General features: G+C 58.2%; 24 protein-coding genes. 14 read left to right on the top strand and 10 right to left on the bottom strand.

Annotated elements, in window-relative coordinates:
• From CACC_RS03055 to CACC_RS03045, 3 genes are all read right to left on the bottom strand, one after another.
• Window positions 1-1,650: a sodium:solute symporter family protein gene (locus tag CACC_RS03055; RefSeq protein WP_005277426.1), complete on the bottom strand. Its 1,650-nt coding sequence runs from the start codon at window positions 1,648-1,650 to the stop codon at window positions 1-3.
• A gap of 19 nt (window positions 1,651-1,669) precedes the next feature.
• Window positions 1,670-2,569: an aldose 1-epimerase family protein gene (locus CACC_RS03050; RefSeq protein WP_005277425.1), complete on the bottom strand. Its 900-nt coding sequence runs from the start codon at window positions 2,567-2,569 to the stop codon at window positions 1,670-1,672.
• 280 nt (window positions 2,570-2,849) lie between these two features.
• Window positions 2,850-3,305 carry a YdcF family protein gene (locus CACC_RS03045; RefSeq protein WP_005277424.1) on the bottom strand — a complete coding sequence of 152 codons (456 nt, stop codon included), beginning with the start codon at window positions 3,303-3,305 and terminating at the stop codon, window positions 2,850-2,852.
• A gap of 121 nt (window positions 3,306-3,426) precedes the next feature.
• Between CACC_RS03045 and CACC_RS03040 the strand changes: the two genes are divergently transcribed.
• The 6 genes from CACC_RS03040 to CACC_RS03015 are packed head-to-tail and all read left to right on the top strand — an operon-like array spanning window position 3,427 to window position 9,068.
• Complete coding sequence (locus CACC_RS03040; RefSeq protein ID WP_005277423.1) at window positions 3,427-4,416, top strand: LacI family DNA-binding transcriptional regulator; 990 nt, start codon at window positions 3,427-3,429, stop codon at window positions 4,414-4,416.
• On the top strand, window positions 4,413-5,963 hold the full coding sequence (locus CACC_RS03035) for a sugar ABC transporter ATP-binding protein (RefSeq protein WP_005277422.1): 1,551 nt from the start codon (window positions 4,413-4,415) through the stop codon (window positions 5,961-5,963). The genes CACC_RS03040 and CACC_RS03035 overlap by 4 nt, the downstream gene beginning before the upstream one ends.
• Before the next feature lie 9 nt (window positions 5,964-5,972).
• Window positions 5,973-6,914, top strand: coding sequence for an ABC transporter permease (locus CACC_RS03030; RefSeq protein WP_005277421.1), 942 nt, complete (start codon window positions 5,973-5,975; stop codon window positions 6,912-6,914).
• A gap of 10 nt (window positions 6,915-6,924) precedes the next feature.
• On the top strand, window positions 6,925-7,839 hold the full coding sequence (locus tag CACC_RS03025) for a substrate-binding domain-containing protein (protein ID WP_005277420.1): 915 nt from the start codon (window positions 6,925-6,927) through the stop codon (window positions 7,837-7,839).
• Complete coding sequence (locus CACC_RS03020; RefSeq protein ID WP_005277419.1) at window positions 7,836-8,744, top strand: ribokinase; 909 nt, start codon at window positions 7,836-7,838, stop codon at window positions 8,742-8,744. The genes CACC_RS03025 and CACC_RS03020 overlap by 4 nt, the downstream gene beginning before the upstream one ends.
• A 48-nt stretch (window positions 8,745-8,792) precedes the next feature.
• On the top strand, window positions 8,793-9,068 hold the full coding sequence (locus CACC_RS03015; protein WP_005277417.1) for a hypothetical protein: 276 nt from the start codon (window positions 8,793-8,795) through the stop codon (window positions 9,066-9,068).
• 50 nt (window positions 9,069-9,118) lie between these two features.
• Here the strand turns inward: CACC_RS03015 and purE are convergent, their stop codons facing one another.
• Window positions 9,119-9,619, bottom strand: a complete 501-nt coding sequence (gene purE, locus CACC_RS03010) for a 5-(carboxyamino)imidazole ribonucleotide mutase (RefSeq protein ID WP_005277415.1) — start codon at window positions 9,617-9,619, stop codon at window positions 9,119-9,121.
• 20 nt (window positions 9,620-9,639) lie between these two features.
• Complete coding sequence (locus CACC_RS03005) at window positions 9,640-10,848, bottom strand: 5-(carboxyamino)imidazole ribonucleotide synthase (RefSeq protein WP_050755812.1); 1,209 nt, start codon at window positions 10,846-10,848, stop codon at window positions 9,640-9,642.
• Between CACC_RS03005 and budA the strand changes: the two genes are divergently transcribed.
• A complete protein-coding gene (gene budA, locus CACC_RS03000) occupies window positions 10,834-11,565 on the top strand; it encodes an acetolactate decarboxylase (RefSeq protein WP_005277411.1) in 732 nt (243 codons plus the stop codon). The genes CACC_RS03005 and budA overlap by 15 nt on opposite strands.
• Here the strand turns inward: budA and CACC_RS02995 are convergent.
• Together CACC_RS02995 and CACC_RS02990 are read right to left on the bottom strand one after the other, a co-directional pair.
• Window positions 11,543-11,983, bottom strand: a complete 441-nt coding sequence (locus CACC_RS02995; protein WP_034653800.1) for a YdbT family protein — start codon at window positions 11,981-11,983, stop codon at window positions 11,543-11,545. The genes budA and CACC_RS02995 overlap by 23 nt on opposite strands.
• A gap of 87 nt (window positions 11,984-12,070) precedes the next feature.
• Window positions 12,071-12,940 carry a biotin--[acetyl-CoA-carboxylase] ligase gene (locus CACC_RS02990; protein WP_035108356.1) on the bottom strand — a complete coding sequence of 290 codons (870 nt, stop codon included), beginning with the start codon at window positions 12,938-12,940 and terminating at the stop codon, window positions 12,071-12,073.
• A 43-nt stretch (window positions 12,941-12,983) separates the two neighbouring features.
• Between CACC_RS02990 and CACC_RS02985 the strand changes: the two genes are divergently transcribed.
• The 6 genes from CACC_RS02985 to treS all read left to right on the top strand — a co-directional run bounded on the left by CACC_RS02985 (window position 12,984) and on the right by treS (window position 19,057).
• On the top strand, window positions 12,984-13,976 hold the full coding sequence (locus CACC_RS02985) for an ABC transporter ATP-binding protein (protein WP_035108326.1): 993 nt from the start codon (window positions 12,984-12,986) through the stop codon (window positions 13,974-13,976).
• 101 nt (window positions 13,977-14,077) lie between these two features.
• Entirely contained in the window at window positions 14,078-15,346 is a 1,269-nt protein-coding gene (locus tag CACC_RS02980) for an ABC transporter substrate-binding protein (RefSeq protein WP_005277405.1), read from the top strand.
• Between the two features lie 195 nt (window positions 15,347-15,541).
• On the top strand, window positions 15,542-16,549 hold the full coding sequence (locus CACC_RS02975) for a carbohydrate ABC transporter permease (RefSeq protein WP_005277403.1): 1,008 nt from the start codon (window positions 15,542-15,544) through the stop codon (window positions 16,547-16,549).
• Window positions 16,549-17,370, top strand: coding sequence for a carbohydrate ABC transporter permease (locus CACC_RS02970; RefSeq protein WP_005277401.1), 822 nt, complete (start codon window positions 16,549-16,551; stop codon window positions 17,368-17,370). The genes CACC_RS02975 and CACC_RS02970 overlap by 1 nt, the downstream gene beginning before the upstream one ends.
• Window positions 17,370-17,555, top strand: a complete 186-nt coding sequence (locus tag CACC_RS02965; RefSeq protein ID WP_005277398.1) for a hypothetical protein — start codon at window positions 17,370-17,372, stop codon at window positions 17,553-17,555. Before CACC_RS02970 ends, CACC_RS02965 begins: the two co-directional genes overlap by 1 nt.
• Window positions 17,552-19,057, top strand: a complete 1,506-nt coding sequence (treS, locus tag CACC_RS02960; protein ID WP_005277397.1) for a maltose alpha-D-glucosyltransferase — start codon at window positions 17,552-17,554, stop codon at window positions 19,055-19,057. The genes CACC_RS02965 and treS overlap by 4 nt, the downstream gene beginning before the upstream one ends.
• A gap of 243 nt (window positions 19,058-19,300) precedes the next feature.
• Here treS and CACC_RS02955 read toward each other — a convergent pair whose 3' ends face one another.
• The 3 genes from CACC_RS02955 to CACC_RS02945 are packed head-to-tail and all read right to left on the bottom strand — an operon-like array spanning window position 19,301 to window position 21,746.
• Complete coding sequence (locus CACC_RS02955; protein WP_005277394.1) at window positions 19,301-19,879, bottom strand: hypothetical protein; 579 nt, start codon at window positions 19,877-19,879, stop codon at window positions 19,301-19,303.
• A 3-nt stretch (window positions 19,880-19,882) separates the two neighbouring features.
• Window positions 19,883-20,455 carry a hypothetical protein gene (locus CACC_RS02950; protein ID WP_005277392.1) on the bottom strand — a complete coding sequence of 191 codons (573 nt, stop codon included), beginning with the start codon at window positions 20,453-20,455 and terminating at the stop codon, window positions 19,883-19,885.
• 22 nt (window positions 20,456-20,477) lie between these two features.
• On the bottom strand, window positions 20,478-21,746 hold the full coding sequence (locus tag CACC_RS02945; RefSeq protein ID WP_005277390.1) for a hypothetical protein: 1,269 nt from the start codon (window positions 21,744-21,746) through the stop codon (window positions 20,478-20,480).
• A gap of 330 nt (window positions 21,747-22,076) precedes the next feature.
• Between CACC_RS02945 and CACC_RS02940 the strand changes: the two genes are divergently transcribed.
• Window positions 22,077-23,537 (top strand): acyl-CoA carboxylase subunit beta, encoded by a 1,461-nt coding sequence (locus tag CACC_RS02940; protein ID WP_005277386.1) that lies wholly within the window; start codon window positions 22,077-22,079, stop codon window positions 23,535-23,537.
• Window positions 23,538-23,543 lie beyond the last annotated feature (6 nt).

The raw sequence follows: 23,543 nt of genomic DNA, 5'->3' as shown, positions 1-23,543 counted from the left end.
TTAGGCAAAGATGATGTTGAGGCCGACGGCAATGACGAGGCAAATAATGCCCAGTGGGACAGTTTGCTGGTACCACGGCAGGGACTTTTCGGTGTAGTCCTCGAAGTGACCCTTTGGGGTAACGGAGGAGACGAAGCCCACAAGCTCGCTGTCAGGTTTGGGCTGGGTGCACATGCTGACGATGATGGACACAAGGATATCCACAACGAAGGCGACACCAGCAGCAACGAACGCAGTTCCCTGCCCCGGAAGATTAATGGCGTCAGTGAAGGTAGCTACGTACCAGAACGCAATCGCCGAAGCCGTACCGGCAACCAAGCCCGACCAACCGGCGTGCGGAGTCATCCGCTTCCAGAACATGCCCAAGATGAACGTGGCGAAGAGCGGCGCATTAAAGAATCCAAAGAGCGTTTGCAGGTAATCCATGATATTGCCAAAGTTTTTCGCCAACAACGCGGTGAAAATCGCAATCGCCGTCGCCGCTACCGTAGCCCATCGCCCGAACTTGAGGTAATAATCGTCCTCACGATCCTTAACCACATACGTTTGCCAGATGTCATAGGACATAACTGTGTTAAAGGCAGAGATATTGGCGGCCATACCAGCCATAAAGGATGCCAACAAGCCCGCAATGGCCACGCCCAAAAGGCCATTAGGCAGCAAATCACGCATCAGCAACAAGATGGCATCATTCGGTTCAGCCCGTTGTTCCATCAGGTCCGCAACCGATACCGAAGCCACCATGCCCGGAATTACCACCAAGAATGGGATAAACATCTTTGGGAAGGCACCGATAATCGGAGTCTTGCGAGCAGCGGAAATGGAATCTGAGGCCATTGCTCGCTGCACCTCGACGAAGTTCGTGGTCCAGTAGCCGAAAGACAGCACAAAGCCCAAACCCAAGACGATTCCGATGACCGACCACACGGGGTTTTCGAAACCGGAAATTTCCGTGCCCGGCCACGTGTGAAAGTGCGATTCATCAGCAACGGCATCTTTCAAGCCGCTCCATCCGCCGACTCGGTTAAGGCCGATAATCGTCAAAGGTGCGAGCGCAGCCACGATGACGAAGAACTGCAATACCTCGTTATAAATCGCTGCCGATAGGCCACCCAACGTGATGTAGGACAGCACAATGAGTCCTGCTACCAGCAGAGATACCCACATCTGCCAGCCCAACAAGGCTTCCACGATGGTGGCCAAGAGATACAGGTTCACTCCGGCGATAAGCAGCTGCGCGATGGCGAAAGAAATTGCATTGACCAAGTGCGCTGCATTGCCAAAGCGTTTGCGCATAAACTCTGGAACCGAGCGCACCTTGGAGCCGTAATAAAACGGCATCATCACGATGCCAAGAAATACCATGGCGGGAACGGCGCCGATCCAGAAGTAGTGCATGGTCTGGAAGCCATACTCCACACCATTGGCGGACATACCAATAATTTCTACCGCACCCAGATTGGCGGAAACGAAGGCCAACCCGGTTACCCAGGCCGGAAGTCCCCTACCCGATAAAAAGAAGTCAATGGAGTTTGAGACCCGGGCCTTTGCCGCCCAGCCGATGCCCAAAACGAATAGGAAGTAAATGGCTACCAACAGGTAGTCCACCCATGAGGCATCCAGCCTCAATACGGATTCAGCTGTTTCCATCGCTGACCTTTCTCGATTTTTATTTTTCTACGGCAGACAAATGCAGGCTAAAAACGTGCGGTTTCCCCTGTTTAAGTCGCACAAGATCTATCCCACTGCGCAAGGCATTAGGTGGCGCACTCATAGGTTCAACGGCCAAGGCCTTGCCCGATGGTGCTACATCGCGGGGAAAATTCTCCGGTGTATACAGTTGCACCCACTCCACACCGCTATCCATTTCCAAGCGGACCCCGCGGCCATCGGCGGTATAGTCCGCTACAAGCGGGCCGTGTCCGTGAAAACAGTCATCCCAGTTCACACGGTCCAGCGGTGTGTCCACCAACTTCGCCGGGCGCACCTCACCGGTGGGCAGGTTTCTTTCATCCAAAAGGTGGTGCTCATCCACATTCAGTTTGAGCACGCACTCGTGGGTGGGCGCACCCTGCGCAGACAGGTAGAGGTGAAGCCCATAAGCAAATGGGATGTCCTCGGCGTGCTCGGTCACGGCCTTCAGATGAGAATGCAAGCCGCTATCATCCACGGCGTAGGTGGCCACTAGCTCTACAGTCCAAGGCCAGCCATTGTGGGGCCCAATGCTAAAAGTTAGCGTGACCTCGTCTTTATGCTGTTCAACTAACTTCCACCAGTCCACTGCAAGCCCATGAATAGCGTTATTGCGCTCTGGCTCTGTAAGGTCCAGCTGGTAGTGCTCGCCCTGCCAAGTGAATTGACCGTCTTCAGTGCGGTTAGGCCACGGCGCTAGTACCACCCCAGCCATCATCGGGGGCTTGTCCTTATAGGTTTCTAGCAGCGGCCGTCCCCGAAAGGTCAGGGATTTCACGCCGCCGCCCCATAAGGCAATTTCGGCTAAGTAATCGCCATGAGAGATGCTGACGCACTCAATGTCGGCGCGCTCTTCATTCGATGTATAACCGGTCATATTAACGACCTTTCTGGCTATAACGTGTGGTTGAAATCAGCTTAAGATCTCGCGCAAAATCAAGTCAATCGTTTGCACAACCCTCTCCTTAAAAGGGCTATTTGGCCAGCTCGGCCACTGCAAGATTGACCCATTTCAGGGCTACCGCGGTGTACATACCCACACCATTGCGTACCCACATGCCTGAGATTGATTTTTACCTCTCCCCCAGAATGCGAGGAATACTAGCCTCCCAGCAGTCCAAGCCAGACGAGATCACCCACTGCACAATCGCTTTCCACTACTTGCGCAGTCGCCGCCACAGGATGCGCGCCACGGAATGCGGGGTCGCCACAACCTCGCGCAGGTAATTGCTCGGCATCGCTAGCCACGGCGTGCGCGCGGGGTGAACGTTTATCGCAATTCCCAAATGCCAGGCCCACAATGTGGTGCGCAGCGCATGGAAATCGTTGGTAACCACCTGCAACACGTCATCTGGTGCGAGGCTGTGCGCGTTTTCTAGGTTCTCATTTGTACTGGTAGCGGCCGGTTCCACGAGCACATCCGCAGGATCAACACCCCGCTGGATTAGGTACTCAGCCATCGCGCCCGCTTCCCCGCGGCCAGAGACGATGACCGTCTGCCCAGAATAGAGTTCGAGCGCCTTATCCAAGCGCGACCGCAGCATGGCGCCTGGGTGACCGTGGGTGACACGGGAGCCCAAAACAAGGAGCGGATCGCGCTGGGAATTGTCCATGATTATTAGCTTAGACCGGCGGGAACCCTTGACACCTATAAGAGCCAAACCGTAGAGTTAAAATAATCGTGCAAACGATTGCACACTTAGTCGTTAATTTCCCATCTATGAGGAGCTCGGCATGGCTACAACCACGCTGAAAGACGTCGCCGCGGCTGCTGGGGTGTCCATTTCCACCGCCTCACGCTCTTTGGCGGGAAATACCTCGATCTCAGAAGCCACGCGGACTCGGGTTCAAGACATCGCCAATAAGCTTAATTACAGGCCCAATGCTCAAGCGAGGGCCCTGCGCAGCGCGCGCTCACACGCCATCGGGCTCATCATTCCCAACCTGGATAACCCCTACTTCGCCGCCATGGCAGCAGCGGTGGAAAAAGAAGCAAACGCCCAAGGCATCGCCACCATCATTACCAGTTGCGGGGAAGATCCGGAACGCCTAGTGACAGCACTGGAAGCATTGGGACAACGACGAGTCGACGGCATCATCGCCGTACCACTCGCTGGAGCAAAGGATGCCCTGGCGCAATCGCAGGAACAACGCCCCCTCGTTCTCATTGACCGCGAACTCGACTCGCTGCCAGCCGTGGTTTCGGACCCCTCCCTTGGAATCAACGACGCCGTGGCCCAACTCAAGGACAAGGGCCATACCAAGATTGGTTATCTCTCAGGGCCGCAGGAAACATCTACTGGTCGCCAGCGCCTCGAAGTGTTTAAGCAGGCCGCTCAGGGAATGGATATACACATCCACCAAGGCAACTTTCGGCACAAGGAAGGCTATAAGGGCGCCATCGAACTGCTGCAAGCAGAAGTCACCGCAATTGTTGCCGGGGATTTCATGATGACTGCCGGCGCATTAGAGGCCTGTTATAACGCCGGTAAATCCATCGGCCAAGAAGTAGCGCTCGTTGGTTTCGATGATTTTATCTATCTGCGGTTTCAAGCAGCCCCAATTTCCGTGGTGGACCAAGATGTCGCCTGCATGGGCCGAGCCGCCGCTGCTGAACTCATCGCATCCATCGAAGACAAACGACAACCCCAAGGAAAAATCCTTCCCACCCGCTATATTCCGCGGATGTCCACAGCCCACGAGGTGCAGGGAGAAAACACATGAGCGATACCGTCCTCAAACTCGACAACGTTACTAAGTCCTTCGGACCAGTCGAGGTCATCAAAGGCGTAGATTTAGACGTACGCTATGGGCAGATTCAAGCCCTCCTCGGTGAAAATGGTGCCGGGAAATCCACACTCATCAAGATGATCGCAGGCGTACACGAGCCGGATTCAGGACGAATCCTCATTGATGGATCCGAGGTAAAAATCCCCGATACCAAAGCCTCCGAAGCGCTTGGCATCGCCACAATCCATCAAGAGCTCAACCTCGTTCCCACGATGTCTGTGGCAGAAAACATCATGCTCGGGCGGACGCCGAATAAGTTTGGCCTAGTCAACAGAAAACACCTCAAAGCACAAGCTAAAGCAGCATTAGACCTCATCGGCTTGGACGTTGATTTAAATCAACCGGTAAGCGAGCTGGGCATCGCCAAGCAGCAATTGGTAGAAATAGCCAAAGCCCTATCGATGAATGCGCGCATCCTCATTCTTGATGAGCCAACCGCGGCATTGACGGGCAAAGAGGTCGATGCCCTTTTCACGGTATTAGAGGACCTGAAAGCCAAGGGCGTCGCGATGGTTTTTATCAGCCATCACCTCGATGAACTGGCGCGAATCGCAGAAACCATCAGTGTGCTGCGAGACGGCGCCTTCATCGCTGAAGTCCCCGCTGATACCGAAAAGGACGAGCTGGTGCGCCTCATGGTTGGCCGTGAGATTGAAAATCAGTATCCGCGAAAAGCTTCGGCTCAGCCTGGCGAGGCACTGCTTGAAGTTAAAGACCTGTCCTCCGAAGGCGCATTTCACGATGTCTCGTTTGAAGTGCGCGCCGGCGAAGTGGTCGGGCTGGCCGGCCTTGTGGGAGCGGGCCGTACCGAGATTATCCGCGCTATCGCCGGTGCGGATTCGTACGATTCGGGCACCATATACGTCGCAGGAAATGCTTTACCCAACGGTGATATCAGTTCCTCTATCGCTGCAGGGGTAGGCCATATTCCGGAAAACCGTAAATCTCAGGCCTTGATTCTCGATGCCTCAGTATCCGACAACCTTGGTCTTGCCACCTTGTATCCCACGGCGAAGGCAGGGCTCGCAGACCGCAAGGGGCAACACCGACGTGCCGGTGAGGTTGCCGAAACCCTTCGGATCCGGATGGCCGGGCTGGACCAACCCATCCGTGATCTCTCGGGTGGTAACCAGCAAAAGGCTGTGTTCGGCCGGTGGGTACTGGCCGGCTCCAAAGTCTTATTGCTTGATGAACCAACTCGCGGCGTCGATGTTGGTGCAAAGGTAGAAATCTACAACATCATCAACGAAGTAACTGCAGAAGGCGGAGCAGTGCTCATGGCTTCCTCGGATCTGCCTGAGATTCTCGGTATGTCTGACCGCATCCTCGTAATGTCCGGGGGCCAGCTGGTCGGACAACTGCCCGAGAATTCCACTCAAGACGAGGTCATGGCCTTGGCGGTTTCTAACGTAGCTGCGGCTACGGAAGTCTCCGCAGTCAACACCGAATCCGCCACATCACCCTCCACCTCTACAAAATAAGGACTACTCATGACCAAGAATCGCATTGCCAACTGGGCCATGAATAATGGCGCGCTCGTGGGGCTCATCGCCTTGTGTATTGCGCTCTTTATCGCCACTCCCTATTTTCTTACCGTCGCCAATCTCCTCAACGTAGGTATCCAAGCCGCCACGGTGGCCATCTTGGCCTTTGGCATGACCTTCGTCATCGTCACCGCAGGCATTGACCTTTCTGTTGGCTCGGTAGCCGCCTTGGGAGCGATGGTATCGGCCTACATGTTCTCCACTGCCGGGCTTCCCGGCTGGCTTACTCTGCTTATAGGTTTATTCGTCGGCGCTCTTGCTGACGCAATCTGCGGTATGGCCACGGCTTGGGGAAAAATTCCGTCATTCATCGCCACTCTGGCCATGATGTCCATCGCCCGCGGCATCACTCTTGTGATTTCACAGGGCTCGCCCATCGAAACCGCCCCTACGGTTAACGCCTTCGGCGGCGACGTATTCGGCTTCCCGGTTCCCATCATCATGATGGTCATCGCTGGCGTTATTTGTTGGTTTATCTTAGAGCGCACCGTCCTTGGCCGTTCGATGTATGCCATCGGCGGAAACCTTGAAGCCGCGCGCCTGTCTGGCCTGCCAGTAAGGCGTATCCAAATCGCAGTATTCGCGCTTTCCGGATTTTTCGCCGCTTGGGCAGGAATGGTTATGGCGGGCCGCCTTGAATCCGCACAGCCACAAGCCGGAACTGGCTATGAGCTAGATGCTATTGCAGCCGTTGTCATCGGTGGTGCCTCCCTTTCCGGCGGACAAGGCAAAGCGACGGGCACACTCGTTGGCGCCATCCTATTGGCCGTGATTCGCAATGGCTTGAATCTGCTCAATGTTTCTTCTTTCTGGCAGCAGATTGTCATCGGCTTGGTCATCGCCCTAGCCGTGGGCTTCGACGTATTCCGTAATAAGACCGCGAATTAGGCAGGACACCATGAAGAAACTTTTAGCCTCACTCATCGTCCCAGCTCTAGCGTTGGGCCTTGCCTCGTGCAACCGCTCCGAGGAGGACCGAAACCGCATCACCCTGTCCGTATCGACGCAAACTAATCCATTCTTCGTAGAATTACTCCACGGCGCGCAGGATAAGGCCAAAGAGCTCGACGTTCCCCTCGATATCCAAGATGCCTCCGATGACCCGGCTCAACAGGTCAATCAGTTGGGAAATGCGACATCCATGGGCGCAAAAGTGGTGGTCATTAATCCCACCGACTCTGATGCCGTCGCCCCCGCTGTACGCAGCATCAAAAATGATGGTGTGCCAGTCATCGGAGTCGACCGAGACGTCAACGGCGTGGAACTAGATTCCATGGTTGCTTCTGATAACGAGGCCGGTGGCGCCCAAGCGGCGGATAAGCTCGCAGAATCTATCGGAGAAGAAGGCGAAATTCTGATCCTGCAGGGAACCGCCGGTACCTCTGCCTCGCGCGAACGCGGCAAGGGATTTGAGGAAAGGATCGCGCAGTACCCGGGCATCAAGATCGCCGGCAAACAGTCTGCGAATTTCGACCGCACTGAAGGCCTCAACGTAACGACCAATCTGCTGCAGGCGAACCCGAATATCAGCGCCATTTTTGCAGAAAACGATGAGATGGCTTTAGGCGCTGTTGAGGCTCTCGGTTCCAGAGCCGGCAAGGAAGTCAAAATTGTTGCCTTCGATGGCACTTTTGACGGACTCAAAGCCGTAAAAGATGGCAAGCTGGAAGCCACAATCGCCCAGCAGCCTGCCGAGCTTGGCGCCCGCGCAATTGAACAAGCAGCAGCGCTTCTACATGGCGAAAGCGCAGAAAAGAATGTCCCTGTAGAGGTAATTACCGTCACCAAAGACACCGTGGAGGATTTCCAATGAGCAAACTCACCGTCGTCGGCTCGATTAATGCTGACCTTATTGTCCACGCCGAACGCCACCCGCACCCCGGCGAAACCCTGCTGGGCTCCGGCGGCGAGATCCTCGCTGGTGGCAAGGGCGCAAACCAAGCGGTAGCCGCTGCGCAATTGGGCGCCAATGTAGCTTTCGTCGGCGCGGTCGGTTCCGATCCCTACGCCGAGCCCGCCATGCACTACATGCACAGCTCCGGCATCGATCTCAGCGCGGTGGAACAGTCCGATACCACTACTGGTTTGGCGGTCATCACGGTCTCCGCCGATGGCGAAAACACCATCGTCATCTCCCCCGGCGCGAACGCTCTTGTCGATGCCCCCTTCGTCACCGCCCGCCAATCCACCATCGCCGATGCGGACGTGGTCCTGCTCCAGGGCGAAATCCCCGCCTCCGGTTTCAAAGCTGCTGTCGATGCCGCCCAAGGACGCGTAGTCGTCAACCTCGCCCCGGTCATCGAGGTGGACCGTGACGCCCTCCTGCAGGCCGATCCCCTCATGGCCAACGAGCACGAGGCCGGCCTCATCCTTGAGCAACTGGGCCTTTCTTCCACCGGCACCCCGCGCGAGCTCGCCCACCGCCTCGTCTCCGCCGGCTTTAAATCGGTGGTGCTGACCCTCGGGGCCGAAGGCGCCTACGTGGCAACGCCCGAATCCAACACGGACATCCTCACCCCACAGATCACCGCGGTCGATACCACCGGCGCCGGCGATGCCTTTGCCGGAGCATTTTGCACCAAACTCCTTGAAGGCGCCACGCTTGTCGATGCCGCCACCTTTGCCGCCCGCGTCGGTGCCTTCGCCGCCACCAGCGCCGGCGCCCAGCCGTCCTATCCCACGACCTCTTCGAGGTTGCCAGAGGTCACGCAGAAATAGAAGCGTCCAGCTATAAAGTCACTGCAATGGAAGGTCGCATCAGCCATCATGCATAAGAGCCTTGGAAAGAATAATGAGAGAAGCGGTAAGAGCGAGCCTAAAAAATGGAAAGCCTTTTTAATCTCGCTATTGATATTTCTGCTTGTCCCCTTACCTTTTGCTCTTTACCTTGGCGGCACTGAGTGGCTTTTCAATGGCGAAGAATCGGTACCGAAAGAATTCTGGGTTTCTTATATACTAGGTTTCGTCGTTTTTATTGGTGGATTGCTCTGGATGCAGATCAAAGAGTGGTTCCACGACGACTCCAAGAATTCTAAACGGTAGCTGACTGGAGTCCCCTCTCTTTCAGCCGAAAAAGAAAGGGGAGCTCCTCCCTACTCCCCTAGCAGCTTCGAGCGCAGGTTCTTATCCTTTTGCTCAACCTCGTCCGCCATCTGTTCTTGGTAGGCAACCATCTTGTCTTGCAATGCGGGGTCGCCGGCACTCAAGATGCGGGCGGCTAGCAAGCCAGCATTCTTCGACCCTCCGATGGACACCGTGGCAACGGGTACGCCGCTGGGCATCTGCACGATGGAAAGAAGGGAATCTAGGCCATCGAGATCTTTAAGTGCGCGCGGAATGCCGATGACGGGCAGCGGGGTGGCCGCCGCGACCATACCGGGCAGATGTGCAGCACCGCCGGCGCAAGCAATGATGGTCTTCAGGCCGCGGGAGTGCGCGCCCTTGGCATAGGCCAGCATCTTTTCTGGGGTACGGTGAGCGCTGACCACGCCAACCTCAAAGGGGATGCCGAAGTCCGCGAGGACCTGCGCAGCCGGTTCGACGGTGGGCCAATCCGAGTCTGAGCCCATGATGATTCCTACCTGCGGTTCCATAATGTCCTTTCTAGAATTGGTTAAGCCCAGGTCGCGTGCATGAGAAAGTGCGCAGCTTGGCCAGCAGCATCGCGGGTCTCCTCAAGAGAAGTACCAGCGACATTGACGTGGCCGATCTTACGGCCAGCGCGGTGGTCCTTGCCGTACAGGTGAATCTTGGCGTGCGGGTAGCGTTCCATGACCTCGCGCACGCGCTGCGGCATGGGCATCTCAGGATCTTCGTCCGCGCCGAGCACATTTGCCATAACGGTCACCGGGGCTAGGGCGTCCACCGCGCCCAAGGGCAGGTCGAGTACGGCGCGCAGGTGCTGTTCGAACTGCGAGGTCACGCAGCCATCCTGGGTCCAGTGGCCGGTATTGTGCGGGCGCATGGCCAATTCATTAACGGAGATGTCCTCGCCACCCTCACCGTTGAAGGCGAAAAGTTCCACGGCCAGCACGCCGGTCACACCGAGGGATTCGGCAATGCTTAGCCCCAGCGCGGAGGCGCGTTCTGCCAGATCAGGCGAGAGATCGGGCGCGGGCGCGATGGCCTCGGCACAGATGCCGTTGGCCTGGCGGGACTGGGTAATGGGCCAGACCTTAGCTTCACCGGACGGGCGGCGCGCCACCAAGATGGATAGCTCGCGGGTCAGATCCACCTTCTCTTCGGCCATGAGCGGCGTGCCGGCCTCTAATAGCTCGGCGACGAGCTCATCAAGATCGGCATCCGAAGGAAACCACACGCCCTTGCCGTCATAGCCACCGCGGCGGGCCTTGAGGCAAACGCGCCCGTCTACGGCATCGAAAAAAGCGCGGGCATCAGCAACGGATTCGATGGCGCTAAACCGCGGAACGGGCGCACCCAGAGCGGAGAGCTTTTCGCGCATGTCCAGCTTGTCCTGGGCATAGCGCAGGGCGCTGGGCTGGGGCTGGACGTTAAAGGAGGCATCGATAAGCGCAGCGGAATGCTCATTGGGCACATGCTCATGCTCGAAGGTAATGGCGTCCGCGCCGCGTGCTGCTGCGAGCAAATCCTCGTAGTGGTGGTAATCGCCCACCACAATATCCGGGGTGACCTGCGCGGTAGAAGAATCCGGGCTACCAGCAAGAATCCGCAGATGAATATCGAATTCCGCGGCGGCAGGCTGCATCATGCGCGCCAACTGACCATCGCCACAGACAGTTACAATAGGTTTTGAGACACTCACGCACACAATATTAGCTTGGATACCATGTTTACCCGTCATTCGATCTTCCAGAACTCCCTCATGAGCGCCCTCCTTGATGGCATCTATGACGGCGAGATGACCATCTCTGAACTGCTAGGAAAGGGCAATTTTGGTATCGGCACCTTTAACGGCCTCGATGGTGAAATGATCATCTTGGACGGGACCTGCTACCAGCTGCGCGGCGATGGCTCCGCGCGGGTTGCGGACCTAGACCAGCAGACTCCTTATGCCGTGGCCACCAACTTCGTGCCGCGCATTCTTGTCGATGCCCCACGGGGCCTGCGCCGCAACGAGCTTTCCGCCTTCATCGACGAGGTGGAGCCTTCCGCCAACTACATGTACGCCGTCCGCATCACGGGCAGGTTTTCTGAAGTCTCAACGCGCACCGTGGTCAAACAAACCAAGCCCTATCCCCCAATGACCAAGGCGGTCGGCGGCGATAAAGAGATGCTCTTTAGCGATGTCGAAGGCGTCATCGGTGGCTTCCGCACTCCCGTATATGAGCGCGGGATTTCGGTGCCCGGCTGCCACGTGCACTTTATCGACGCCGCGCGTAAGTCCGGCGGACACGTGCTGGATTACACCGTGGATGAAGCGAAAATCGAACTCTGCCCCGGTTCCGATCTAGAACTGCGCCTGCCGCTGACCCAAGAATTCGGCCGCGCAAACCTCGCGCCGGAGGATCTTGATAAGCAATTGCACTCCACCGAGATTAAAACCAGGGGCGATCATTAATAATCTCCGCCACCTGCTTTGACTTGGCCACGGTGGGAAAATACATGGCCCTGTCCCAGCCGTTGAGCGCAATGGAGATACCGCCGCGGCGCTTGCGGGCGCCGCGAATATCTTCCAGCGGAATCGAATCGATGTGGCGGCCCTCTCGCACGATGACGCGGCGATTGGTAACGATGAACCGCTTGCGGCGGGCCTTATATAAAGGAATAAGGAAGCGCCACGTGCTCAGCCCAGCCCACAAAACGACGAGCCCATTGCGCAGTATTGGTTCTACCCCCTCGGCATCGCACCAGCCGATGGCAATCCACAGCACGCCGGTGATGAGGATGAGCTCCAAGAATGGGAAAACGAGCGCGCGAAACGGCGCGGATACGTCCGCGCGCTTTACCTCGCCTTGGCCCATCTTCATCAATCCCATAGCCATGGATAGTACCAGTGCGAGGCAGTGCTTCTCGGACTGCGCGGATTCCGCAGCGCCTGCCGCGCGATGCCTATCGTGCGGCGCTTATCGCGCCGGACGCAGATGCGTCACGTCGCCGGCGGAGTAGTACTCGCCCGCGACGTTAATGCGGCCGTCATCGCCGATGCCCTCGACGCGGCCGATGACATCGCCAGTCGGGGTCTCCAGCCGCACCTCTTGGTCAATGGATGAGCACACCGCGCGGTAATCCTGCATCAGCTGCGGATCCTGGTTCTCCCACTGCGTAATGCGCCGGCGCAGGTTTTTCAGCACGGTAATGGCCAGCTCGGTGCGGTCGGAATCGCGGCCTTCAAGCGCCAGCGAGGTCGCCTTTTCAATGGGCAATTCCTCGCGGGTGAGCGTGACATTAATGCCCATGCCTACGACCACGCGCGCGGAGGGCGCCTGCCCGCCGACGGCCTTATTTACCTCGGCTTTATTGACTTCAGCTTTATTCATCTCGGCCTTGTTCAACTCAGTCTTATTGAGTTCTGCCTTATTGATCTCGGTCTTCGGTGCGGACTTGAAGGCTTGGCCCACGGGACCGGCCTCGGCAAGGATGCCGCAGAGTTTATTGCCATCGATATGCACATCATTCGGCCACTTGAGCACAGAACCCTCGATGGAATCGGTCACGGCCAGGCCCGCGGCCAGCGGAAGCGTCCCCAAGTAATCGAGGGAATCGGGCAAGAGCAGCACGGAAAAGATCACTTGGGATCCGGCCGGCGCCGTCCACGCCCGGCCGAGGCGACCCTTGCCGGATAGCTGCTCATCGGCAAGCAGCACGGTGCCATCGGCGATGTTGGTGGCCTGCATCAGATCGGTATTGGTGGAACCGGTCTGATCCACAAAATCGATGGTGGTGAAATCCTCTGCCAGGGCGGTGCGAATGCGGTGCTTATCAAGTGCAGTCATAGATTCCAAGATACCGTCCGCTGGTGGTGCTAGTGTGTTGCGCATGGCAAAGGTCACTTTTGAAAAGGTAAATATCACCTACCCCGGCGCGGCGGCGCCCACCGTGAAGGAATTGGACCTAGAAATCGCGGACGGCGAGTTCCTCGTTTTGGTGGGTCCGTCTGGCTGCGGCAAGTCCACGACGCTGCGCGCGCTTGCGGGCCTTGAACCAATTTCTAGTGGCCGGATCTCCATCGATGATGCGGATGTCACGGGCCTCGAGCCGGGCTATCGCGATATCGCGATGGTTTTTCAAAATTACGCGCTCTACCCGCACCTTTCGGTGGAAGAAAACATGGGCTTTTCGCTCAAACTGGCCAAGCTCCCGAAGGCTGAAATCAAGCAAAAGGTCCAGGATGCCGCGGAAATGCTGGGCCTAAGCGAGTTCCTTAAGCGCAAGCCCAAGGACCTATCGGGCGGTCAGCGCCAGCGCGTGGCCATGGGCCGTGCCATCGTGCGCAATCCTAAGGCCTTCCTCATGGATGAGCCGCTATCTAACCTGGATGCAAAGCTGCGCGTGCAGACTCGTACCGAGCTTGCGAGCCTGCAGCAACGGCTTGGGACCACCACGGTCTACGTAACCCACGACCAGGTAGAGGCCATGACGCTGGGGCACCGGGTAGCCGTGCTCAAAGATGGCGTATTGCAGCAGGTTGCCCCGCCGCGCGAGCTTTATGCGGAACCGGCCAACGAGTTCGTGGCCGGCTTTATCGGTTCGCCTGCGATGAACATCTTTGACCACAACGGCGAGCGCCTGGGCGTACGCCCGGAAAACATGCACCTCAATGAGGGTGCTGAGGGCCTGCGCGGCGTGGTCGACCTGGTTGAAGAATTGGGTTCCGAATCCTTCGTTTACGCCACGGTGGGTGGCGAGCGTTTCGTTGCGCGCTGCGAAGGCACCCCGCCACAGCGCGGCGAGGAGGTTGTATTGACCTTTGATGAAAGCGCGGCACACCGCTTCGATCCAGAAACCGGGCAGCGCATCGCCACCTCATAAAGCACCCCCGTATAGAGGTGAATAATCAAAATCTATTCTGCGCGCGGTGTTTGTAAATTATTTTTAAGGAACACCCAAGCTTTCTGAAAGGTGAATTCCCCATGAAGAAGTACTTCATTCGCACCACAGTCGCCACCACGGCGGTACTGGCACTAGCCGGCTGCTCCACGTCTGATGATGGTGCAGATAACGCGGATGGCTCCGCATCCGGTTCCGGTTCCGGTTCCGGCGCTGACTCCCACGGCCCCATCACCTTTGCCATGGGCAAGAACGACACGGATAAGATCACTCCCATCATCGATAAGTGGAATGAAGAAAATCCGGATGAAAAGGTCACGCTCAAGGAGCTCGCGGGCGAGGCAGATGCCCAGCGCGAGACCCTCGTGCAGTCCCTCCAGGCCGGTAACGATGACTACGATGTCATGGCCCTCGACGTGGTCTGGACCGCGGAATTCGCCGCCAACCAGTGGCTCCAGCCGCTCAACGGTGACTTCGAGACCGATACTTCGGAGCTCTTGCCGGCCACCGTGGAATCGGCAACCTACAATGACGTGCTGTATGCGCTGCCGCAAAACACCAATGGCCAGCTCCTCTTCCGCAATACTGAGCTCGCGGACGCTACCCCGGAGAAATTCGCTGACCTCGAATCCGCCTGCAAGGCCCTGGAAGATGGCAAGAAGTGCCTGACCACCCAGCTCAAGCAGTACGAGGGCTTGGCTCTGAACACCGCCGGCTTCATGGAGGGCTGGGGCGGCTCGGTGCTTGACGATGACGGCAATGCCACCGTCGATTCCAAGGAAGCCCAGGAAGGCCTGCAGGCCATGGTGGATGCGTATGAAGACGAAATCATCTCCAAGGACTCCACCGCCGCCACCGAGGAAGAGACCAACATGGCCTTCACCGAGGGCAAGACCGCCTTCGCAGTAAACTGGCCCTACATGTACACCAATGCCGTAGATGCCGGCATCGACGTTGAGGTCCAGGCACCGCTGGGCAAGGACGGCGTCGGCGTATCCACCTTGGGTGGCTACAACAACGGCATCAACATCAATTCCAAGAACAAGGGCACCGCCCTGGACTTCATGAACTTCATCATCAATGAGGAAAACCAGAAGTCCTTTGCTGAGCAGTCCTTCCCGCCGGTTCTTTCCTCCATCTACGATGACCCGCAGCTGCAGGAGGAGTTCCCCTACCTGCCAGCGCTGAAGGAATCCCTGGAAAACGCCGCACCACGCCCGGTATCGCCGTTCTACTCCGCCATCTCTAAGGCCATTCAGGACAACGCTTATGCCGCGCTGACCGATGGCAAGTCCGTCGAGGATGCCACCTCCGATATGAAGGCGGCCATCGACTCTGCTTCGCAGGGTTAAAGATACGCTCCCTGCCCCTCGTATCCCACGAGCAGGGAGCACGCTGAAAACCGAGAAATACATAGCGAACCGCTAGTGCACAAATGGGTGAGGAAGGCGCATACGCCATAGCCTCACCCTTTGTGGTTTTCCCACCCTAGTTGGGGATAGAATCTAGCGCACCAGAAATTATCTGAACCAGAAAGGCGAATAACCGTGGTCACCACTTCGCCGACGCAACAGACGCACCCATCATCGAAGAAACCCAAGCGCAGCCCTAGCTCCAGCAGGTTTGCCAATTTCGGGCGGCCGGCCGCGCTGATCGCCCCGGCGCTTATCGTGCTGGGCATTATCATCGGCTATCCCATCGTGCGCGCGGTCATCCTGTCTTTCCAGGGCAACCGGCAGCTTAATCCACAAACGGGCATCTTTGAAGAAGGCGGTTTCGCCGGCCTAGACAATTACCTGTACTGGATCAATAACCGCTGTGTTTCCGGTGCGGGTGAAATCACGACGTGCCCGCCCGGTGTTATCGCCACCGACTTCTGGCCCGCCGTAAAAATCACGCTGTTTTTCACCGTGGTCACCGTCGCCCTGGAGACCATCCTCGGCATGTTCATGGCCATCATCATGAACGGCGAATACCGCGGCCGTGGCTTAGTGCGCGCCGCCGTGCTCATCCCCTGGGCCATTCCTACCGCCGTGACGGCCAAGCTGTGGCAGTTCATGTTCGCCCCAGAGGGCATAGTCAATTCCTTGCTTGGTACGAATATCGCCTGGACCACGGACCCGTTTTATGCGCGCTTTGCCGTCATCATCGCAGACGTGTGGAAGACCGCACCGTTTATGGCGCTGCTCATCCTGGCTGGCCTGCAGATGATCCCCAAGGACGTCTACGATGCCGCCCGCGTCGATGGCGCCAACCGCATCCAAACCTTCTTCCGCATCACCCTGCCGCTGGTGCGCCCAGCCCTGATGGTGGCCGTACTCTTCCGCACTCTGGATGCGCTGCGCATGTATGACCTTCCCGTCATCATGATTTCGAGCTCGTCTAACTCCCCTACCGCCACCATTTCCCAGCTGGTGGTGGAAGATATGCGCCAAGGTAATTTCAATTCCGCCTCGGCGCTATCCACCCTTATCTTCTTGCTCATCTTCTTCGTCGCTTTCATCCTCATCCGTTTCCTCGGCGCGGATGTCTCCGGCAGAAAGGGTGCAAAATAATGCGTAAATTCGGACACTACGCGGGCATTATCTTCATCATGTTCTGGGGCCTTGCTCCCTTTTATTGGATGGTGGTCACCGCCCTGCGCAGCCAGGAATTCACCTTCGATACCACGCCTTGGCCAACGCATATCACGCTCGATAATTTCCGCGATGCCCTCGCGACGGATAAGGGCAATGATTTCCTCGGCGCGCTGGGCAATTCGCTATTCATCTCGCTCGCAACCACCGCGGTAGCCGTCTTGGTCGGCGTATTTACCGCGTATGCGCTCTCCCGCTATGACTTTCCCGGCAAGGGTATTGTCACCGGCATCATCCTGGCAGCCTCCATGTTCCCTGCCATCGCGCTGGTTACCCCGCTCTTCCAGCTCTTTGGCCGCCTAGAGTGGATCGGCACCTACCGCGCGATGATCATCCCAAATATCTCCTTCGCACTGCCTCTGACGGTCTATACCCTGCTCAGCTTCTTCCGGCAGCTGCCGTGGGAGCTCGAGGAGGCCGCCCGCGTGGATGGCGCTTCCCGCGCCCAGGCATTCCGCCTCATCCTCCTGCCGTTGGCCGCACCGGCGCTCTTTACCACCGCGATCATTGCCTTTATCACCACGTGGAATGAATTCATGTTGGCCAAGCAGCTATCCACGACGGGCACCGAGCCGGTCACGGTGGCCATCGCCCGTTTCTCTGGCCCCTCGGCCTTTGAGTACCCTTATGCCGCAACCATGGCGGCTGGTGCATTGGTGACCATTCCGCTTATCATCATGGTGCTCATTTTCCAGCACCGCATCGTCGCCGGGCTTACCGCAGGAGGTGTCAAGACCTAATGCGCCGGTCCCTGCTGTGGGATTCGCTCCTCGGATTCCTCGGCTTCTTCGCGTGCCTTGCGGTCATCCAAGCCGTAGTGAACTTATTTGAAGACTCCCCCGCCGTATGGCCCAGCCTGGTGGCCGGCGTGCTGTGCGCACTGACGTACCTTGCGTGGCGGGCAAAAAGAAAGGATCTGCAATGAGCTGGTACCACAACGCCGTCTTCTACCAAGCCCTGGTGGGCTCGTTTAAGGACTCCGGCAATAGCGAGGCCGAGAATAAGGGCGTCGGTACGCTGCGCGGGGTCATCGACAAGCTGGATTACCTCCAGTGGTTGGGCGTGGACTGCCTCTGGCTCTCGCCGTTTTATGCCTCGCCGCTGCGCGATGACGGCTACGATATCGCCGATTATTATTCCATCCACCCCGATTACGGCACGATGGCGGATTTCGAGGAACTGGTTGAGGAACTGCACCGCCGCGATATGCGCATCATGACGGACCTGGCGCTCAACCACACCAGCTCCGATCACCCGTGGTTCCAGGCCTCGCGCTCCGACCCGGATGGCCCATTTGGGGATTTCTACGTCTGGGGCGATGACCCCGAGCGCTACCCCGAAATCCGCGTCATCTTCACGGACGTTGAGACCTCCAACTGGACCTGGGACGAGGAGCGCCAGCAGTACTATTTCCACCGCTTCTACTCCCACCAGCCGGATCTCAATTACGATAACCCAGACGTGCAGGACGAGGTCTTTAATATCTTGTCCTTCTGGATGGACAAGGGCCTCGATGGCCTGCGCCTCGATGCCATCGCGTACCTCTTCGAGCGCGATGAGCTCGGCGGCGAGTCCCTGCCGGAAACGGTGGAGTTCGTGGAAAAGATTCGCGCCTTTATGGATACCCACTATCCCGAGGCCGTCCTCATTGCGGAGGCCAACCAGCCGCCCAAGGAGACCATGGAGTACTACGGCTCCGGCAATCGCTTCCACATGGTCTTCAACTTCCCGGTCATGCCGCGGCTGTACCAGGCGCTCGCGCTTGGCGATGCCACCCCCGTCTACGACATCCTCGACCAGCTACCGCCGCTGCCCGAGGGGTGCCAGTGGGGTACCTTCCTGCGCAACCACGACGAGTTGACCTTGGAGATGGTCGATGATGACGTCCGCGAGCTGATGTATCAGACCTACCTGCCAGAAGAAGGGATGCGGGCGCATGTGGGCATCGCTAGGCGGCTCATGCCGCTCATGGGCGGGGACCGCCGGAAGGTGGAGCTGATGTTTTCGCTGCTGATGACCCTGCCTGGTGCGCCATTTATTTATTATGGCGATGAAATTGGCATGCTCGATGACACCTCTTTGCCGGATCGCTATGCCGTTCGCACCCCTATGCAGTGGGACGATAGCGAAACCGCGGGCTTTAGCGCCCGCACCCCAGCGCGGCTGCCTATTGTCGGCGGCACGTCCGTGGAATCGCAGCTCAACGATGCCACTTCTCTGCTGCACAGCGTGCGCACCATGATTACAGAGCGCCACGCGCACCCCGAGCTGGGCACGGCACCCTGCGAGCCGGTGGAAACCGGAAAAGAAAGCGTGCTGGGTTACCAGCGCGGCGACCTTTTGTGCCTGCACAATTTCAGCGACCGCTCCGTTGACCTAGGCCCCGTCGAGGTCGGGCCTTACGGGTACGCGTGGTTGCCGGCTTAACTTTGTGCATCCTCCACTGCGATAACTGAGCAAACCCGACCCTCAGATATCGCAAACCTTCCTCAACTGTTGCAGGGGACCCTGCACTTTGGAATGTGCACTTTGGAGGATGCACTTCTACAAAGCGGGCGGTGCGCGCTACGGGTTGTGCGCGCCACGGGTAGTGCGCGCTGAGCCGCCACACAAAGAGCCCAGCTCCACACCCCCATTCACAGGGTGCGGCTGGGCTCATTTCCTTATGACTTAACTCCAGTCCGGGGCGTCTTCTAAGCGCAGCTCGGAATAACGGGACTCTGGAACGGTGGCCGAGTATGGTTTGCCCACCGTTTCCCATACTTGATCTTGATTGCAGCGCACATCCTGGCCGTCGGTATCCAGCATGGTAAAGCCCCACACCAACTTGCCTTGGGAATTTGCCGGCAAGGTATATGGCCCAACTACCTGGTTAATCTTCCAGTGCTGTTCGCTGACGTAGTTGAAGCCGTAGGTCTTGGTCAGGATCTTGGCCAGATCGCCTTCACCGCGCACGGAGCCAGACACTTGAACGGTTTCCGTTCGCGCTTTGGATACGGTGTGTTTAACCGGCAGCGGCTCAGCGTTGTGGTTTGCCACGCTGGCGGCATCGGTTTGCTTGAACCAGCGGCGCTTCGCGGTGACATAGGTGGAGTTCTCCCCCGGCGTTGCGCAATGCGTGCCGGGCTTAAAGTCATCGTTCCAGCGCTGGGGCAGCTCAAAGTCTCCGCCGAAGTCAGAGGCGTGGGCGACGGGGACGGCCACCAGGCTCAGCGCTGCGATCGCACTAGCGATGGACTTCGCCTTCACGGTTTAACCCCAATCGTTGTTATCGCGGGTGGAGACCGCGACGTGGCGTTCCTTGGGCAGGGTTGCGGTAAAGGTATCGCCGTTGGCCTGCCAGGTGTGGTCGGAACCGCACACGGTCTTTTGGCCCTCAAAATCAGAAACTACCCATCCGGCCTTCAGCACAGCGGTCTTGCCCGGCGCGATATCGTATGGGCCGATCTGCTCGCCAACCTCATAGGACTGGCTCGAGGTGTAGCTGGAGGAGAAAGTGAAGTTGATCAGATCCAGCAGCTTGAAGTCCACACCAGCAGAAACGTTCCACTCCTTGGTCTTGGTTTCCTTGATGGAACGGGTCACTGGAAGCGGCTCGTCGTTGTAGTTAGAGATGGTCCAGGTACCGGCGGAGCCGTCGAAATAGGTGCGCTTGATGTCAACGGTTTGGCCGGTATCGCCGGGGTTGGCGCAGCGCTCGCCAATGGTAGTGGGGTTTGCTGGGCCCAGGTCGCGCTGTGGCAATGCGTTAGCGGCTGGGGCAGCGAATACGCCGGTGGCAACGGCCAAAGCCGCGGTGGTGGACGCAATCTTGGACATGCGCATGAGGTGTGCTCCTAAAAGGTAGTTAGTAGATGGTTTGGGTGGGTACGGGCAGATCGCGGTATTCGTCAGGGGTGACGTCTACGGTGCGGGTGCTGCCGTCTTTGGAGGTGATGGTGGCCTCGGCCCAGAAGCCGCTCGGGGCGGTGGTCTGCTTGTAGTCCGAGGTGAGGTCGTACTTGCCGGATTTTCCGCAGTGCACCTCACGGTAATTGATACGGGTCATGGTGGTGCCGTACTCCACGCGCACGCGTTCCCCGGGCTCGAGGTGTACGTGCTTAAGCTCAGTACCAACAGGCATATAGGCGCGCTTGACGGCACCGACGGATTCGAGCCAGCCCTGTGGGATATCGCCCCTATTGCCTCGCCAATTGGTATACGGATCGTGCTGGGCGCCGACGACGAAGTCGGTCACTGGCGCAAATTCATAGTCCCCGTGCGACCAGTTGAGGAAGTCGGTGGAATAACCGGGCTTGCGGAAGGTTGGCTGCACCGCGGTGATATCCAGCGGGTACCAGGACTTATCTTTGGCCTCGCACGTATCGCCTTCCTTGGGCCACGCAGGATCACGTTGGGGTTCGGCGGCCGGCTGCACGATCTCGTCTTTGTCTGGGTCAGCAATCTTTTCCAGGCTGGGGCCGGAGACCGCGGTGTAGTTTCCTTCGATGGGCTTAGAATTCGTGCTGCCGGAGCGGGAAGGAATTTCCATGGCCAGATCCGATACGGAGCCATCGGCCTTGATGATATAGGCAAAGGCATAGCGCTCTGCTGGGCCTTTACCGCGGATGACATTGGCGCCCGGGATATTTTCCAGGCGATCATCATTGCAGCCGACGAACATGGAAATAAAGTCCTTTTCCACCACGCCGTATTCCACACGGAAGGATTCGCCCGGCTTGAGCTTGACGGGGCCAAAGGTTTCCTTGTCTCGCCAGCCGTTGGCCAGCTTTAGGCCGATATCGGATTTAGCGGTGGTATCCCAGCCAGAGGGCAGCTTGGCCTTGGAATTGGCATCAATCTCGTGGTTGGTGCCGGTTTCTACCTCTGCGGTATACGGCACTTCCTGGTCGGTGCTGTTTTTAAATTGCAGGGTGCCATCGCTTAAATAGCGACGCCCGGTTTCAGCAAAACGCCATTCGCGCTCGGCGTTATCTCCGGCGGCACTGCAGCTTTTGTAAAGATTGGTAATGGGATATGCCTGTGGCATTGGAGGAATATCGCGCGCCTGTGCCGCCGGGGCAATCAGCGCCGCGATGGCAAGTGGGGCGATGAATCTCAGTCTCTTTGAAATCACCTGAAGACCATCCTTGTGGTTGTGAAATATACAAGAAATTATTCGTGAAGACGCAGCTAATATTAAGCCCGCTGTTATAAGTCCTCAACAGTTACAGAATTTTTCACCCATGCCTTCTCACCCGCCGTGCGGTGGGAAAATACCGTCTTACCGGTAAGAAATGCCAGAGATTGCCACGCGCCCCATCCCCCAATAAAGGGGATCTAATGCTTCCCGTCGGGCAAACCCCGTCGCGGCCGCACCGACAGCCCACCGCCACCGACCCTGTAGTGATGCGCGAAACCAGACAAGTTCCGCATCTTTAGCCTTCCAATAGTAAACTCAACGCCTATGACTGACCTGAAGACCACCGCTGGCAAGATTGAGGACCTGGATAACAAGCTCACCGAGTCCCGCGCGCCGCTGGGGGAAGGCGAGCCAGCCGCCCGCACCCGCGTGAATCAGCTGCTCGATGAGGGGTCCTTTGTAGAAACCGATGCACTGGCCCGCCACCGCTCCACCGACTTTGGCCGCGAACACGATCGCCCGTACACCGATGGCATCGTCACCGGTTATGGCACCATCGACGGGCGCCGCGTGTGCATCTTCAGCCAGGATGCCACCGTCTTTGACGGCACGATGGGTGAGGTTTATGCGGAAAAGCTCACCAAGGTCTATGACCTTGCGCTGAAAACCGGCGTGCCCATTGTCGGCATCTATGATTCCACCGGCCCGCGCGTGCAAGAGGGCATCGTCACGCTGGCCGGCTACGCCCGCATCCTCGCCCGCGCAACCGAGGCTTCCGGCCTTATTCCACAGATCTCCGTGGTGGCGGGGGATACCAGCGGCATTGCGGCTTTTGCGCCCACGCTTGCCGATGTCCTCATTGTCACCCACGGCACCAGCCTGCACCAGGCAGCCGGCGAGGTGGCCGACGCGGAACCGGAAACCTTTGGTGGTGCCGCAGTCCACGCGAAGTCCGGCACCGCGCAGCTCAGCGCCCCGAGCGAGCAGGCAGCCCTCGCCTTGGTCCGCGACGTCTTGGCCTACCTGCCGGCCAATAACCGCGCCGAGGCAACGCGCATCGATACGCGCGAGGTCGCCGAGTTCGATCTGGATTCCGTCATCCCGGATTCAGCAGAGGATGCCTATGACATGCGCGAGGTGGTCAACGCGGTCGTCGATAAGGGCTCCTTCTTTGAGCTTTCGGCCGAGGCCGCGCCCAATATCATTACCGGCTTTGCCTTCGTGGATGGCCGCGCTGTGGGCATCGTTGCCAACCAACCGCTTTCACTTGGCGGCGCGTTGGATTCGGCCGCGACGGAAAAGGCGGCGCGCTTTGTGCGCCTGTGCGATGCCTTTAATACCCCGATCATCGAGTTCGTGGACTCGCCCGGTTTCGTTGCCACCCCGGCGGAAGAAAAAGCCGGTCTCCTGCGCCGGGCAGCGGGGTTTGCGTATGCGCAGGCGGAGGCGAGCGTCGGCAAGCTTACGGTGGTCACCCGCAAGGCCATTGGCCCGGCCTACGCGTTTATGGGGTCCAAGGACCTGGGCGCGGATTTGGTCTATGCCTGGCCGACCGCAGAAATCGCCGTCGCCGAGGCGGCCCAGACCGCGCTGGCCATCTACGGCGATCAGGATAAGCAGGAAGAAATGGACGAGCTTTTCTTGCACCCCTACGCCGCCGCCGAGCGCGGGCTGGCTGATAATGTCATCGAGCCTTCCGCTACCCGCCACTACCTGGTTGAAGGCCTGCGCCTTCTAGAGCGCAAGGTCGTGGCCCAGGTACCCAAGAAGCACGGAACTGTTTAGGAAAAG

Source organism: Corynebacterium accolens, assembly GCF_023520795.1.
Lineage (GTDB): Bacteria > Actinomycetota > Actinomycetes > Mycobacteriales > Mycobacteriaceae > Corynebacterium > Corynebacterium accolens.
The sequence above is the reverse complement of the archived record's forward strand: the minus strand, read 5'-3'. Positions and strand labels throughout refer to the sequence as shown.